Genomic DNA, 14,884 nt, shown 5'->3' with positions numbered 1-14,884 from the left:
CTCCTTCCCCCTCCCGCCTCCCGGCTTTCCATCCATGGAAAGCCCGCCTCCGATCGTCCCGATTGAAAAAATTCATGGAGATATCGTTCATTTTCATTTATTAGTAAGCTAATAGATAGGATACAATCTAATTCATGAACACGCCTTCCGACTCCCTGCTCATGGCCACCACCGCAAATCTTATGGTGCTGTCGCGCGCCTATCGCGGCGCCGCCGACAAGGCGCTGGCCGACTACGGCCTGTCCCAGGCCACCGCCTGGCCGGTCATCCTCGCCGGCCGCCTGGGCGACGGCGTGCGCCAGGGCGCGCTGGCCGAAGCGCTGGGCGTGGAAGGCCCCTCCCTGGTGCGCGTGCTGGACCAGCTGGTCGCCGCCGGCCTGATGGAACGGCGCGAAGACCCGCATGACCGCCGCGCCAAGACCCTGCACCTGACCGAGGCCGGCCAGGCGCTGCGCGCCCAGGTCGAGGACGTGCTGGTCGCGCTGCGTCGGCGCCTGTTCGACGGCATCAGCGAAGACGACCTGCAAGCCTGCCTGCGCGTGTCCGAGGCGCTCAAGGCCGCGCTGGGCCGCAGCGCCGCCGGCGCGCAGGAGGACTACCGGCCATGAAGCTGCCGGCACTGCCCAATGTCCGCGAAACCGTGTTCTCGCTCAAGAGCTACGCGGGCGCGATGCTGGCGCTCTATCTGTCGTACAGCATGGGCCTGCCGCGTCCGTTCTGGGCCATGACCACGGCCTACATCGTGTCGCAGCCCTGGTCCGGCGCCGTGCGCTCCAAGGCGCTGTACCGGCTGATCGGCACCTTCGTCGGCTCGGCCATGACGGTGTACATGGTGCCGCGCCTGTCCAACTCGCCGGTGGTGATGACCGCCGCCATGGCCTTGTGGGTCGGCGCCTGCCTGTACATGTCGGTGCTGGACCGCACGCCGCGCTCCTATCTGTTCATGCTGGCCGGCTACACCGCCGCCATGATCGGCTTCCCGTCCGTCACCGAGCCCACGCTGGTGTTCGACACCGCGCTGGCCCGCGTCGAGGAAATCGCGCTGGGCATCGTCTGCGCCACGCTGGTCCACAGCGTGGTGCTGCCGCGCGGCCTGGCGCCGGCGCTGACGCTGCTGCTGGACAAGGCCGTGCGCGACGCCCGGCTGTGGATGCACGACATCCTCGGCGGCGGCGACGCCGGCAAGTCCGACAAGGACCGCCGCACCCTGGCCAACGACATCACCCAGCTGCGCCTGCTGTCGACTCACGTGCCGTTCGACACCAGCAACCTGCGCTGGACCGCCGGCGCGGTGCGCGCCATGCAGGACCGCGTCGCGGCGCTGACGCCCATCGTCTCGGCCGTCGAGGACCGCATGCGCGCCCTGCAGGCCGACGGCCAGCCGCTACCCGAGAACGTCGCGCGCCTGCTGGCCAGCATTTCCAAATGGATCGACGCCGGTCCGCGCGCCACCCACGCCACCGCGCTGCGGCTGCGCGCGGCCGCCGTCCGCCTCACGCCGTCCATCGACAGCCGCTCCAACTGGCGCGACGCGCTGCTGGCCAGCCTGATGACGCGGCTGCGCGAGCTGGTCGACGGCTACGACGAATGCCTGACGCTGCGGAGCGAGATCCGCGCCGGGCTGGACGGCGCCGCGCGCCGCGCGCCGCGCCACCTGGACGCGCAGCGCCGCCCGCTGCACCGCGACCACGGCATGGCGCTGCTGTCGGCCGCCGCCGCCGGCCTGGCCATCACCGCCTGCTGCGCGTTCTGGATCGGCACGGCCTGGAGCAACGGCGCCACCGCCGCGCTCATGGCCGCCATCTTCAGCTGCTTCTTCGCCTCGCAGGACAATCCCGTGCCGGGCATCATGCAATTCCTGACCTACACGGTGTATTCGATCCCGCTTTCGGCGCTGTACCTGCTGGGCATCATGCCCGCCATCCATTCCTTCGAGATGCTGGCGCTGGCTATGCTGCCCACCGCCTTCGTGATCGGCGTGTTCATCGCCCGCCCGGCCACCGCCGGCAAGGCCATGGCGGTACTGTTTGGCTTCGTCGGCACCATGGCGCTGCACGACACCAACACCGCCGACCTGGTCTCGTTCATCGACACCCAGGTCGCGCAGATCATGGGCGTGGGCCTGGCGGCCGTGATCGCCGCCATCTTCCGCACCGTCAGCGCCGACTGGAGCGCGCGCCGCATCCAGGCCGCCAACTGGCGCGACCTGGCGGCGCTGGCGGCCTCGCCGCGCACCCAGGCCCGCCACGGCTACGCGGCACGCATGCTGGACCGCATCGGCCTGCTGCAGCCGCGCCTGGCGCTGGCCAAGCGCCCCGACGACGTGATGGCCGCCGACGCGCTCAAGGACCTGCGCGTGGGCCGCGACATCACCGAACTGCAGCGCGCGCGCCGCCACCTGCCCATGGCCGAACCGGTGCTGCGCCCCGTGCTCGACGGACTGGCGCGCTACTTCCGCGATCGATCGTCCTGGCGCGGTGGCCAGAAGACGCCGGAGTTCCTGGCGCAGATCGACCGCGCGCTGGCCGGCGTGGCGGGCGCGCCCGCCGGCCCGGCCGCGCGCGACCGCGCGGTGGTGGCGCTGGTGGGCATCCGCCGCGCCTTCTTCCCCGACGCGCCCGAATACCAACCCGCCCATCCCCACATGGAGGGCCACGCATCATGATCGGCGAATTCAATCTTTACGGCATTTACTTTCCCTGGCTGCTGGTGCTGGGCGTGGTCACGCTGGGCGTGGCCTGGGCCCTGCGCCGGCTGCTGGCCCGGGCCGGCCTGTACCGGCTGGTGTGGCACCCGGCGCTGTTCGACCTGGCGCTGTTCGTGGTGCTGCTTTACGGCGTCACCCTGATATCTCCCTATATTTTCCAGAGACTCGCATGAAGATCCCCAATGCCCTGCGCCCCGCCGCCATCGGCAAGTTCGCGCTGACGGCCGCCGTCGTGGCCGCCGCCGTCGCGGCCGGCTGGCAGCTCTGGGTGCATTACGAAATCGAACCCTGGACCCGCGACGGCCGCGTCAAGGCCTATGTGGTGCAGGTCGCGCCGGATGTGTCCGGCCTGGTCACCGACGTGCCGGTGCACGACAACCAGGACGTGAAGGCTGGCGACGTGCTGTTCGAAATCGACCGCGCCCGCTTCCAGCTCGCCTACGACCAGGCCCAGGCCTCGGTGCGCTCACAGCAGGTGGCGCGCGAACAGGCGCTGCGCGATGCCAAGCGCAACCGCGCGCTGGGCCAGCTGGTCGCGGCGGAAGCCCTGGAGCAGAGCCAGACCAAGCTGCAGCAGACCGAGGCCGCGCTGGCCCAGGCCGAGGTGCAGCTGAACAGCGCGCGCCTGAACCTGGAGCGCAGCCGCGTGCTGGCCGCCACCGACGGCCGCGTCACCAACCTGGACCTGCGCGCCGGCGCCTACGCCACCGCCGGCCGTGGCGTGATGGCGCTGGTCGATTCCGGCTCGTTCTATATCGAAGGCTATTTCGAAGAAACCAAGCTGCCCCGCATCCACGAAGGCGATCCCGTGACCGTGACCTTGATGGGCGACGACCGCCGCATCCACGGCCATGTGGAAAGCATCGCGCTGGGCATCGCCGACCGCGACCGCAGCACCGGCGCCAACCTGCTGCCCAACGTCAACCCCACCTTCAACTGGGTGCGGCTGGCGCAGCGCATCCCGGTGCGCGTCAAGATCGACCAGGTGCCCGAGGGCGTGCGCCTGGTGGCCGGCCAGACCGCCACCGTGTCCGTCAACCCGCCGGAGACGGCGCGGGAGGACGGCGCGCCGCGCCACTCCTGATTGATCCCCGCTCACCCGTCCTCCGTCTCCACACGTCTTGCCGCAACCGTCATGAATACCCGCCATTTCCTTCCGCTGATGCTGACCGCCGCGCTGGCGGGCTGCGCCGCCGTGGGTCCGGACTACCGGACGCCCGCCGACGCCGCCGTCCAGCGACCGGACGCGCAGGCGCCCTTCCTGGAGTCGCATGAGGCGGCCTACCGGCAGGACGCGCCGCCCGGACGCTGGTGGCGGCTGTACGACGACCCGGCGCTGGACGGACTGGTGGAACAGGCGCTGGCCGCCAATACCGACCTGCGCGTGGCCGCCGCCAACCTGGAACGCGCGCAAGCCGCCACCCGCGAAGCCCAGGCCCAGCAGCAGCCCAGCGTCGGCGTCAACGCCTCGCCCACCTTCGGCCACGTCTCCGGCCTGCAGGAGCTGCAGCCGGGCGTCGACCCTCCCAGCCGCTGGTCCTACTCGGCCGGCGCCAGCGTGTCGTACCAGTTGGACCTGTTCGGCCAGATCCGCCGCGCGGTGGAAGCCGCTCGCGGCGATGAACAGGCCGCCCGCGCCGCCTATGACGCGACCCGCGTCACCGTGGCCGCCGAGACCGCCCGCGCCTATGCCAACATGTGCGCCGCCGGCATGCAGCTGGCGTCCGCGCAGCATTCGGTCGAGGTGCAGAAATCCTCGCTGGACGCCGTCGAGCGCCTGCAACGCGCCGGACGCGGCACCGCGCTGGACGTGACCCGCGCCCGCAGCCAGCTGCAACAGCTGCAGGCCAACCTGCCGCCGTTCCAGGCCCAGCAGCGCACCGCGCTGTACCGGCTGGCGGCGCTGACCGGCCGCACGCCGGCGCAAATCCCCGCCAGCCTGCTGCAATGCGCCACGGCGCCGCGCCTGACCCAGACCATTCCGGTGGGCGACGGCGCCGCGCTGCTGCGCCGCCGTCCAGACATCCGCCAGACCGAACGCAGCCTGGCCGCCGCCACCGCCCGCATCGGCGTGGCCACGGCCGACCTGTACCCCAAGATCTCGCTGGGCCTGTCCGGCGCGTCCGGCGGACCCGCCGCCATGTTTGGCGATCGCGGCACCTTCAGCTGGAGCATCGGACCGCTGATCTCCTGGACCATCCCCAACACCGGCGCCGCCCAGGCCCGCATCGCCCAGGCCGAGGCCGGCACCAAGGCCGCCGCCGCCCGCTTCGACGCCGCCGTGCTCAACGCGCTGCGCGAAACCGAAAGCGCGCTGACCGTCTACGCGCGCCAGCTCGACCGCGAAAGCGCGCTGCGCGCCGCGCGCGAGCAGAGCGCCCAGGCCGCCAGCCAGGCGCGCCAGCTGTTCCAGTACGGCAAGACCGACTACCTGACGGTGCTGGACGCCGAACGCACGCTGGCCGCCAATGAAAGCGCGCTGGCGGCGGCCCAGGCCGAACTCAGCAGCGACCAGATCGCGGTGTTCCTGGCGCTGGGCGGCGGCTGGGAGGACGGGGGCGAACCCGACCGCCGGCATTGAGTCCGCCGTCGACGCCGGCCGGTGCTAAGATCGGCCGGTTTCGCCTGATCCCGCCACCCGCTGGCGCCTCGTTGCAAGCGTTCCGACTCCATGGCCGTCCTGCCGCGCTCCCGCTGTTCCCGGCTCCTGCCGCTCGCCTGCATTGCGCTGCTGGGCGCCTGCTCCAGCACGCCCAAGCCGGCCAAGCCGCCGGAACGCGTCACCGGCGCGGGCGGCAGCATGCTGCGCTACAGCTCCAAGCAGACCACGATCGAACTGACGCCGGCCGAGCGCGCCGCCGTCGACCAGGTGCGCGTGCGCGCCTATCCCGCGTCCGACACCGCGCAACTGCGCGATGCGTGCGCGGCGGCCTTGCAGGCCGCCGGCTATGAACAGGTGGCCGGCGACGCCGCCACCGACATCGTCACCGGCGAACGCCACCAGAAGCTGGTCGGCCGCAGCCGCGAGGCGCTGCGCGGCCTGCTCAAGTCGCAGGGCCTGGCCTACGGCGCCAAGCCGGACCACCAGAGCACCTACGCCCAGCTCGTCATCCGCCGCGACGGCGCCCAGGCGCGCGTCTGGATCGGCCTGAACAGCACGATCTGGGACAGCAATGGCGACGCCAAGAGCCGCGTCGTCACCGACGCCGCCGCCTACCAGGACCTGTTCGCGCGCCTGGACCAGGCGCTGAAGACGCCCGCGCGCTAGGCGCGCAGCCCAGGAAAACCCCAACTCCCCACGGCCGCGGTTTGTATCGCAGGATACATCCGCGCCCCGCCCGCCCCTGCCAGACTAGCTCTCAACCAGGCCCGCGCATGCGCCGGCGTCCTGTCTTGTCCTCTACGGGAGCTATAGATGAGCAGATTCAAACCCTTGCTGGCCGGCCTCGCGTGCGCGGGCCTGTTCCTGGCCACGGCCGCGCAGGCCGACGACCGGCCCGAACTGCGGATCGGCGTGGTCAGCTCGGTCACGGGCGGCGCCTCGGCCATCGCCACCGGCGCGGTGGCCGCCATCAACCTGATGGAAGAGCGCACCGCCGCCGACGCCAGCCTGCCGTTCCGCGTCAGCTTCATCAAGTACGACGACGGCTCCGACCCGGCGCGCGCCGTCAACGCGACGCGCAAGCTGATCCAGGAGGACCGCGTCCACCTGGTCATCTGCTGCACCACCACGCCGGCCTCGCTGGCGGTGAACAAGGTGATCGAGGAAGAGCGCGTGCCCAACCTGTCGCTGGCCGCGGCGGCCTCGGTCATCGAGCCGGCCGACGCCCATCGGTTCACTTTCAAGACGCCGCTGACCGACCGCCTGATGATCGACCACACCGTCGACTACATGGTCAAGCAGGGCTGGAAGCAGGTGGCCTTCATGGGCCTCGAGGACTCCTACGGCGAAGGCGGCTGGGTCGAGTTCAAGCAGATCGCCACGCGCAAGGGCCTGGAGATCGTCGCCGCCGAGCGTTTCTCGCGCGGCGACACCAACTTCACGCCGCAGGCGCTGCGCGTGGCGCAGAAGAAACCCGACGCCGTCTATTTCCACGCCATCCCGCCCTCGTCCGCGCTGGCCACCGAAACGCTGCGCCGCGTCGGCTACAAGGGCCCGGTGCTGCATGGCGCCGGCTCGGCCACGCCGGCCTTCATGGCCGTCGGCAAGAAGGCGGTCGAAGGCGCGCTGGTCGGCACCTCGGCCCTGCCCGTGTATCGCCAGCTGCCCGACGACCATCCGCTCAAGCCCGGCATCGCCGCGTTCGTGCAGGCCTATGACGGCAAGTACGGCGCCGGCAAGACCGACATGTTCGCGGCCCAGGCCTACGACACGGTGCAGATCCCGCTGCTGGCCTATCGCCAGGTGGTTGCCGCCGGCAAGGCCGGCGACCTGACGCAGGCCCGGCTGGCGCTGCGCGACGCCATCGAGGCAACGCGCGAGTACCGCGGCGTCAACGGCCTGTTCAGCTACAGCCCGACCGACCACCTGGGCCTGGACCGGCGCAGCACCTTCCTGGTGACGGTCAAGGACGGCAAGTTCGAACTGCTGGGTGAGTAAGGATGGATCTCACCACTACCCTGTTCCTGGCGACGGACGGCCTGACCAACGGCGCGGTGTACACGCTGGTCGGCCTGAGCCTGGTGCTGGTCTACACCACCACGCGCGTGGTCAACATCGCGCAAGGCGAGTACGTGACCTTCGGCGCGCTGACGCTGGCCAGCTTCGTCGAAGGCACGCTGGCGCCCGTGGTCTACGTGGTGGCGGCGGGCGGCGCCGCCTGCCTGCTGCTGGACCTGCTGCGGGCGCGGGCCAACGGCCGCTCGCTGTTGCGCCCGCTGGCATCCTACCTGGCGGCGGGCGCGGCGCTGGCCGCGCTGACGGCGCGGGCCTGGCGCGTGCCCTCGCCGCTGCTGCAGATGCTGGCCTCGCTGGCGCTGGTGGCCGCGCTCGGCCCCATCGTCTACCGACTGACGGTCGAACCCACCCCCGCCAATTCGACGGTCGTGCTGGTGATCATCGGCGTGGGCGTGTCCATGATCATGCATCCGCTCGCGCTGCTGCTGTGGGGCGCCGACCCGCGCGCCGTGCCGCCCATCAGCGAGGCGCGCCTGGAACTGGCCGGCGTCGACATCGCGGCGCAATCGCTGTTCATCATGGCCTTCTCGCTGGCGGCCGCGCTGGCGCTGTACCTGTTCTTCCGCTGCACCCTGACCGGCAAGGCGCTGCGCGCGGCCTCGGTCAACCGGGAAGGCGCGCAGTACTGCGGCATCCCCGTGGTGATGGCGGGCCGGCTCAGCTATTTCCTGGCGGCCGCCCTGTCCGGCGCCAGCGGCATGCTGCTGGCCCCGCTGGTGACGGCGCACTACGAGATGGGCTTCGTCGTCGGGCTCAAGGGCTTCGTGGGCGCGGCGATGGGCGGGCTGGTGAACTACCCGCTGTCGGTGGCCGGCGTGTTCATCGTCGGCGTGCTGGAGTCCTTCGCCTCTTTCCTCAGCAGTTCCTACCGCGACGCGCTGGTGTTCGCGATGGTGATCCCCATCCTGCTCTGGCGCAACAGCCGCGCCGGCGCCGACCTGGACGAACATTGAACACGCGCAAGCGCTCCCGCCGATGAAACCCGAAAAACTGCTACTTCCCGGCGCGGCCCTCGCAGTCGCCGCGCTGATCGTGCTGCTGCCGACCTACTACGTAGGCCTGATGACGCTGGCCGGCACCAATGCCCTGGTCTGCCTGGGCCTGGCCTTCCTGCTGGCCGCCGGCCAGCTGTCGCTGGGCCACGCCGCCTTCCTGGGCGGCGGCGCCTATGCCTCGGCCATCCTGGCGCGCGACTATGGCGTGCCGCCGCTGCTGGCCATCGTGCTGGCCGTGGCCGCCTGCGCGGCGCTGGCCTACGTGATAGGCCGGCTCACGCTGCGCCTGCGCGGCCACTACCTGCCGCTGGCCACGCTGGCCTGGGGCATCGCCGCCTACGTCTGCTTCGTGGCGGCCATCGAGGTCACCGGCGGCGCCTCCGGCCTGTCCAACATCCCGCCGCTGCGCGTGCTGGGCATGGAGTTCGGCACCCGCGCCATGGGCGCGCTGGCCTGGGTCGCCGTGGGGCTGGCCTACATCGCCTACTGCCGGATCTATCGCGGCCGCATGGGTCGGGCCGCGCGCGCCATCAAGTCCAGCCCGACCATGGCGGCGGCCTTCGGCGTGGACGTGGCCGCCGCCAAGATCCGCATCTTCGTGCTGTCGGCCGCGCTGGCGGCGCTGGCGGGCGGGCTGTACGCCTTCTACATGAGCTTCCTGAGCCCGACCTCGTTCTCCATCGGCGTCTCGTTCAACCTGCTCATCATGGTCGTGCTGGGCGGCTGCCTGCATCCGCTGGGCCCGCTGCTGGGCGTGCTGGCCTATACCGCCATCGAGCTGGGCGCGCAGTACCTGATCGCCAATCTGCTGGGCATTCCCGGCCAGATGGAGACCATGCTGTTCGGCCTGATCCTGATCGTGGCGCTGCTGCGCTGGCCCAACGGGCTGCTGACCTGGGTGCGGCTGAAACCGCCGGCGCGGCCTGCCGCCGCCGGCGAGGCCGACCCCGCGCCGCGCCCGGTCACGGCTGGCCAACGCCTGAGCGTGGACGCCGTGCACAAGCGCTTCGGCGGGCTGCAGGCGCTCAAGGACGTGACGCTGGACATTCCGCCCGGACGCATCACCGGTCTGATCGGTCCGAACGGCGCCGGCAAGTCCACCCTGTTCAACGTGATGACCGCGGTGCTGCCGGCCAGCGGCGGACAGGTCTCGCTGGACGGCGCCGCGCTGCCGGCGCGCGCGCACGAGGTGGTGCGGCGCGGCGTGGCGCGCAGCTTCCAGCATGTGCAGCTGGTGCCGGAACTGACGGTGCTGGACAACGTGCTGATCGGCGGCCACATCCAGGGCAAGGCCGGGCTGCTGTCGGCCGCGCTGGGCCTGGACCGTGCCGAGGAACGGCGCCTGGCGCGCGAGGCGCGGGCCGCGCTGGAGCTGGTCGGCCTGGCCGACGAGGCGCTGCGTCCGGCCGCCAGCCTGACGCTGGGCAGCCAGCGGCTGGTCGAGGTGGCGCGCGCCCTGATGGCACGGCCCGGCGTGCTGCTGCTGGACGAGCCGGCGGCGGGCCTGCGCGGCCCGGAAAAGGCCGTGCTGGTGCAGCTGATGCGCAAGCTGCGCGATGAACAAGGCATGGCCGTGCTGCTGGTCGAGCACGACATGGAGCTGGTCATGGGCTGCGTGGACTACCTGTTCGTCCTGAACTACGGCGCGCTGCTGGCGCAGGGCGAACGCCAGGAGGTGCAGCGCAACCCGGCCGTGGTGGCCGCCTATCTCGGAGCCGAGGCATGAACGCGATCGAAGTGAAGGACCTGGCGGTCAGCTACGGCCAGGTGGATGCGCTGCACGGCGTCAGTTTCGACGTGCCGCAGGGCACGCTGGTGTCGCTGATCGGCGCCAACGGCGCCGGCAAGACCACCCTGCTCAAGGCGCTGATGGGCGCCCTGCCCGCGCGCGCCGGCCAGGTGCTGCTGCAGGGCCAGGCCCTGGGCAACACGCCGGTCGAAGAGCGCGTGCGGCGCGGCATGTGCCTGGTGCCGGAGAAGCGCTCGCTGTTCGCCTCGATGAAGGTCGAGGACAACCTGCGCCTGGGCGCCTACGCCTTCCGCCGCCGCACCGATTTCGCGCGCGAGCTGGAACGCGTCTACGCGCTGTTCCCGGTGCTGGCGCAGCGCCGCGAGCAGCTGGCCGGCACCCTGTCCGGCGGCGAGCAGCAGATGGTCGCCATCGGCCGCGCCCTGATCGCCCATCCGCGCGTGCTGCTGCTGGACGAGCCATCCATCGGCCTGGCGCCGCTGATCGTGCAGCAGATCATGGACGTGGTGGTGGACCTGCGCCGGCGCGAGGGCCTGACCGTGATCCTGGTCGAGCAGAACGCGCGCATCGCGCTCAAGAGCGCCGACCTGGCCTACCTGATCGAGCTGGGCCGCATCGTCAAGCAAGGCAGCGGCGCCGAACTGGCGCAGGACCCCGACCTGCTGGCCAGCTATCTCGGCGCCTGCGCCGCCTGAGGCAATTCCGAACCCGGAGACTGATCATGTTGCATCAAACCCCTTGGCCACGCCTGCGCGAACTGTACCGCCTGGGCGAGGTCTCGCCCGTGGACGTGGCCCGCAGCGCGCTGGAGCATGCCGAACGCGCCGAGCCGATCATCAACGCCTTCGCGCTGCTGGACCGCGCCGGCGCGCTGGCCGGCGCGCGGGAATCCGAGGAACGCTGGCGCCAGGGCGCCGCGCTGAGTCCGCTGGACGGCATGCCGGTGGCCATCAAGGAATTCGCCGCCGTGCGCGGCTGGCCCACGCGGCGCGGCTCGGCGCTCACGTCGGCCGAGCCGGCGGCGGCCCATACCGTGTTCGTGCAGCGTCTGGCCGATGCCGGCGCCGTGCTGCTGGGCAAGACGCGCGCGCCGGAATTCAACTGGAAAGGTATCACCGACAGCCCGGCCTTCGGCATCACCCGCAATCCGTGGAACCCGTCGCTCACGCCCGGCGGCAGCAGCGGCGGCTGCGCGGCGGCCGTGGCCGCCGGCGTCGTGCGCCTGTCCATGGGCAGCGACGCCGGCGGCTCGATCCGCATTCCGGCCGCCTTCACCGGCACCATCGGCCTGAAGCCCACGCACGGGCGCATCCCCCTGTCGCCGCTGCCCAGCGCCTTCGCGAACATCGTGCACACCGGCCCCATCGCCGCCGGCATGGACGAACTGCAGGAAGCCTACCTGGCCGCGCGCGGTGCCTCGCCGCTGGACTGGACCTCCAACCTGGGCGAGGACGGCGGCGCCGACGCCCCGGCGGCCCGCCCCCGCATCGGCCTGCTGTCGCCCCGGCGCTGGGGCCCGCGCAGCGCCGCGCCGGTGCGCGCCGCCCTGGACGAAACGCTGGCCGCGCTGCGCGCCGACGGTTTCGACGTGACCGAAGTCGACTACGACATCGAGGCCGCCTCGCAGGTCGGCCAGGACCTGTACCGGCTGGGCTGCGCGGCCGCCGTGCGCGCCATCGCGCCCGAGCTGCATGGCCGGCTCGATCCCGGGCTGCTGGCCTTCGTGCAAGGCGTGGACGACTGGCCGATCTCGCGCTATCACGCGATCTGCCAGCAGCGCGACCGCTACGCCAACGAGCTGGCCGCGCTGCACGCGCGGGTCGACCTGCTGCTGCTGCCCACCGTGCCGCTATGCGCCTTCGAGGCCGGACGCGACGTGCCGCAGGACCAGCCGGGCGCCGACTGGATGTCCTGGAATCCCTACACGCCCGCGTTCAACAGCGCGCAGGTCCCGGCCCTGTCCTATCCGGTCTGGGCGCAAGGCGCCGCGCTGCCGGCCGGCGTGCAATGGGTCGCGCCCAAGTACCGCGAGGACCGCCTGCTGGCGATGGGCCGCTGGATGGAAACGCGCTTTCCCGTGCGCATCGCGCCGGAACAGGAGTGAGCCATGCCCCGCATGTATCCCGCGATACAGACGCCGCGCGGCCCCGGCGCACAGAATGTCATCAACATGAATCGGGCCGCGACGCGCGCCCCGGACGGAGACAGGAAATGATCGACTACACGCCGGGCAAGCCCGACTTCAACATCCTGCGGCTGGGCCATATCGAGTACCTGGTCTCGGACCTGGCCCGCGCCCGCGACTTCTACGTGGACGTGGTGGGCCTGTTCGAGACCGAGTCCGACGCCGACCACGTCTACCTGCGCGCCATCGAGGACCGCGAGCATCACAGCGTGGTGCTGACGCGCTCGCCCTCTCCCGGCATCGGCCATTTCAGCTTCCGCGTTTCCTGCGAGGAAGACCTGGACCGCCTGGCGCACAAGTTCGCCGGCCTGGGCCTGCCCATGCGCTGGCTGGCGGCCGGCGAGGAACGCGGCCAGGGCCGCGCGCTGCGCGTGCAGGACCCGTTCGGTTTCCAGGTCGAGTACTACGCGCACATGGAACAGGCGCCCTGGCTGCTGCAGCAATACCATCTGCACCGCCACGGCTGCCCCACCCGGCTTGATCACCTGAACGTGCTGATGCCCGACGCGCAGGCGGGCTTCGACTGGTACACGCGTGAGCTGGGCTTCTACTGCTCCGAATTCACCGCCTCGGCCCCGCCCGAAGAACGCGTGTGGGCCAGCTGGCTGTACCGCAAGGCCACCATCCACGACATCGCCGTGATGACGGGCAAGGGCCCGAGCGTGCACCACGCCGGCTTCTCGCTGATGGAGCCCATGGGCGTGATCCGCGCCTGCGACGCGCTGGCCGCCGCCGGCTACGCCGACAACATCGAGCGCGGCCCGGCCCGCCACGGCATTTCCAACGCGCTGTTCGTCTATGTGCGCGATCCCGATGGCAACCGCTTCGAGCTCTACACCGGCGACTACCTGACCGTGGACCGCGACCAGGCGCCCAAGCGCTGGGAACTGGACAACCCGCGCCGCCAGAGCCTGTGGGGTCCGCCGCCGCCGCGCCGCTGGTACGAGGAATCCATGACCGTGGCCGCGCTGGCCGACGGCAGCCCGCAGCCGGTGTCCGACCCGATCACCCGCGCCATCCCCACCTATATCGACTGACCCGCCCCGCACGCAGGATTCCCGCCATGAACCGACACGTCATCGTCCCGCCCACCGGCCTGCTGCCGCACCGGCCGTACTCGCCCGCCATCCAGGTCGACCAACTGCTGTTCGTCTCGGGCCATACCGGCTCCGATCCCGTCACGCGCGCCTTCTCGGACGACATCACCGAGCAGACCGAGCTGGCCTTCCGCAACATCCAGTCAGTAATCGAGGCCGCCGGCGGCCGCATGGCCGACGTGGCCAAGGCCACCATCTTCATGACCGACATGGACGCCGACTTCCAGGCCATGAATGCGGTGTTCAAGCGCGTCTTCCCCGACCAGCCGCCGGCTCGCTCCACCGTGGGCGTGGCGCACCTGGCGCGGCCCGGCCTGAAGGTCGAGATCGAAGTCGTGGCCGTGCTCGGCTCGGCCGGCTGACGCGCGTCCCGGGGAAGCCGCCATGGAAAAACAGCTCATCGGCCGCGATGCCGGCCTGCCTCACTCGCCCGCCGTGCTCTGGCGCGACCTGGTGTTCGTCTCGGGCCAGGTCGGGTTCCTGCCCGGCACCCGCGAATTCGAGCCCGGCATCGAGGCGCAGACGCGCCAGGCGCTGCAGAACGTGCTGGACCTGCTGGCCGCGTCCGGCTGCGAGGCCGATGGCGTGTTGCAGATGACCGTGCACATGACCGACATGATCGGCGAGTTCGCCGCCATGAACGCGGTGTTCCGCGAGTTCTTCCCCGACCGTCCGCCCAGCCGCACGACGGTCGGCATCTCCCACCTGGGCCGGCCCGGCCTGAAGATCGAGATCGACGCCATCGCCGCGCGCGGCGCCTGAGCTTGCCGATCCCTCTCCTCATTCCTCCCGAACAAGAGAACGCAGTGATGATCCCTCACCTGATCGACGGCAAGCCCGTCGAAAGCCCGTCCGTGCTGGAAAACATCAATCCCGCCACCGGCGAGGTGCTGGCCGAAATCGCCCTGGGCGGCGAACGCGAAGTCGCCCTGGCCGTGGCCGCCGCCAAGGAAGCCTTCCCCAAGTGGGCCGGCCTGCCGGCCAAGGAGCGCGCCCGCATCATGCGCCGCCTGGGCGACCTGATCGAGCGCCACGTGCCCGAGCTGGCCGAGCTGGAGACCGACGACACCGGCCTGCCCATCCACCAGACCTCGAAGCAGCTGATCCCGCGCGCCAGCGAGAACTTCTATTTCTTTTCCGAAGTCGCCACGCGCATCAACGGCCAGACCTTCCCGGTCGATTCGGCCATGCTCAACTACACGCTGCTGCAGCCGGTAGGCGTGTGCGGGCTGATCTCGCCCTGGAACGTGCCGCTGATGACGGCCACCTGGAAGGTGGCGCCCTGCCTGGCGCTGGGAAATACCGCGGTGCTGAAGATGTCGGAGCTGTCGCCCATGACCGCCGACCGGCTCGGCCGGCCGGCGCGGGAAGCCGGCGGGGCCAAGGGCCGGCTCCACCTCGGGCCCCGCCCTGGCTCCGGAGCCGGCGGCGCGCGGGGGCGGCCTCCCCGCGTGCGCCCCCTTTTCCTCCCC

The 14,884-nt window shown here is 71.1% G+C and carries 15 protein-coding genes; all 15 read left to right on the top strand.

The annotated features are described in order from the left end of the window. Positions 1-134 precede the first annotated feature (134 nt). Positions 135-608, top strand: coding sequence for a MarR family transcriptional regulator (locus KDH83_RS24090; RefSeq protein WP_103274652.1), 474 nt, complete (start codon positions 135-137; stop codon positions 606-608). Then, positions 605-2,665: an FUSC family protein gene (locus KDH83_RS24085; RefSeq protein ID WP_212320550.1), complete on the top strand. Its 2,061-nt coding sequence runs from the start codon at positions 605-607 to the stop codon at positions 2,663-2,665. The genes KDH83_RS24090 and KDH83_RS24085 overlap by 4 nt, the downstream gene beginning before the upstream one ends. Next, on the top strand, positions 2,662-2,880 hold the full coding sequence (locus KDH83_RS24080) for a DUF1656 domain-containing protein (protein ID WP_103274654.1): 219 nt from the start codon (positions 2,662-2,664) through the stop codon (positions 2,878-2,880). Before KDH83_RS24085 ends, KDH83_RS24080 begins: the two co-directional genes overlap by 4 nt. Next, positions 2,877-3,791 carry an HlyD family secretion protein gene (locus KDH83_RS24075; RefSeq protein WP_212320549.1) on the top strand — a complete coding sequence of 305 codons (915 nt, stop codon included), beginning with the start codon at positions 2,877-2,879 and terminating at the stop codon, positions 3,789-3,791. Before KDH83_RS24080 ends, KDH83_RS24075 begins: the two co-directional genes overlap by 4 nt. 51 nt (positions 3,792-3,842) lie before the next feature. Continuing rightward, entirely contained in the window at positions 3,843-5,288 is a 1,446-nt protein-coding gene (locus KDH83_RS24070) for an efflux transporter outer membrane subunit (RefSeq protein WP_212320548.1), read from the top strand. 90 nt (positions 5,289-5,378) lie between these two features. Next, positions 5,379-5,975: a hypothetical protein gene (locus KDH83_RS24065; protein ID WP_212320547.1), complete on the top strand. Its 597-nt coding sequence runs from the start codon at positions 5,379-5,381 to the stop codon at positions 5,973-5,975. Positions 5,976-6,122: 147 nt separating this feature from the next. Further along, positions 6,123-7,307, top strand: a complete 1,185-nt coding sequence (locus KDH83_RS24060; RefSeq protein WP_212320546.1) for an ABC transporter substrate-binding protein — start codon at positions 6,123-6,125, stop codon at positions 7,305-7,307. A gap of 2 nt (positions 7,308-7,309) precedes the next feature. Further along, positions 7,310-8,338 (top strand): branched-chain amino acid ABC transporter permease, encoded by a 1,029-nt coding sequence (locus tag KDH83_RS24055; RefSeq protein ID WP_212320545.1) that lies wholly within the window; start codon positions 7,310-7,312, stop codon positions 8,336-8,338. 22 nt (positions 8,339-8,360) lie between these two features. After that, positions 8,361-10,106 (top strand): branched-chain amino acid ABC transporter ATP-binding protein/permease, encoded by a 1,746-nt coding sequence (locus KDH83_RS24050; protein ID WP_212320544.1) that lies wholly within the window; start codon positions 8,361-8,363, stop codon positions 10,104-10,106. Continuing rightward, a complete protein-coding gene (locus KDH83_RS24045) occupies positions 10,103-10,825 on the top strand; it encodes an ABC transporter ATP-binding protein (RefSeq protein ID WP_212320543.1) in 723 nt (240 codons plus the stop codon). Before KDH83_RS24050 ends, KDH83_RS24045 begins: the two co-directional genes overlap by 4 nt. A 26-nt stretch (positions 10,826-10,851) precedes the next feature. Continuing rightward, positions 10,852-12,234 (top strand): amidase family protein, encoded by a 1,383-nt coding sequence (locus KDH83_RS24040; RefSeq protein ID WP_212320542.1) that lies wholly within the window; start codon positions 10,852-10,854, stop codon positions 12,232-12,234. A gap of 107 nt (positions 12,235-12,341) precedes the next feature. Beyond that, on the top strand, positions 12,342-13,352 hold the full coding sequence (gene hpaD / locus KDH83_RS24035; RefSeq protein WP_212320541.1) for a 3,4-dihydroxyphenylacetate 2,3-dioxygenase: 1,011 nt from the start codon (positions 12,342-12,344) through the stop codon (positions 13,350-13,352). A 26-nt stretch (positions 13,353-13,378) separates the two neighbouring features. Beyond that, the gene (locus KDH83_RS24030; protein WP_212320540.1) at positions 13,379-13,774 is read left to right on the top strand and encodes a RidA family protein; all 396 of its coding nucleotides are present in this window, start codon (positions 13,379-13,381) and stop codon (positions 13,772-13,774) included. Between the two features lie 22 nt (positions 13,775-13,796). Continuing rightward, positions 13,797-14,174: a RidA family protein gene (locus KDH83_RS24025; protein WP_212320539.1), complete on the top strand. Its 378-nt coding sequence runs from the start codon at positions 13,797-13,799 to the stop codon at positions 14,172-14,174. Between the two features lie 44 nt (positions 14,175-14,218). Next, positions 14,219-14,884, top strand: a 666-nt coding sequence (locus tag KDH83_RS24020) for an aldehyde dehydrogenase family protein (RefSeq protein WP_212320538.1), incomplete at its 3' end; no start/stop codon positions are given.

This window comes from Achromobacter sp. Marseille-Q0513 (assembly GCF_018195695.1).
Taxonomy (GTDB): Bacteria; Pseudomonadota; Gammaproteobacteria; order Burkholderiales; family Burkholderiaceae_B; genus Achromobacter.
Note: the sequence above shows the minus strand (reverse complement) of the source record. Positions and strands in the feature narration are given on the sequence as shown.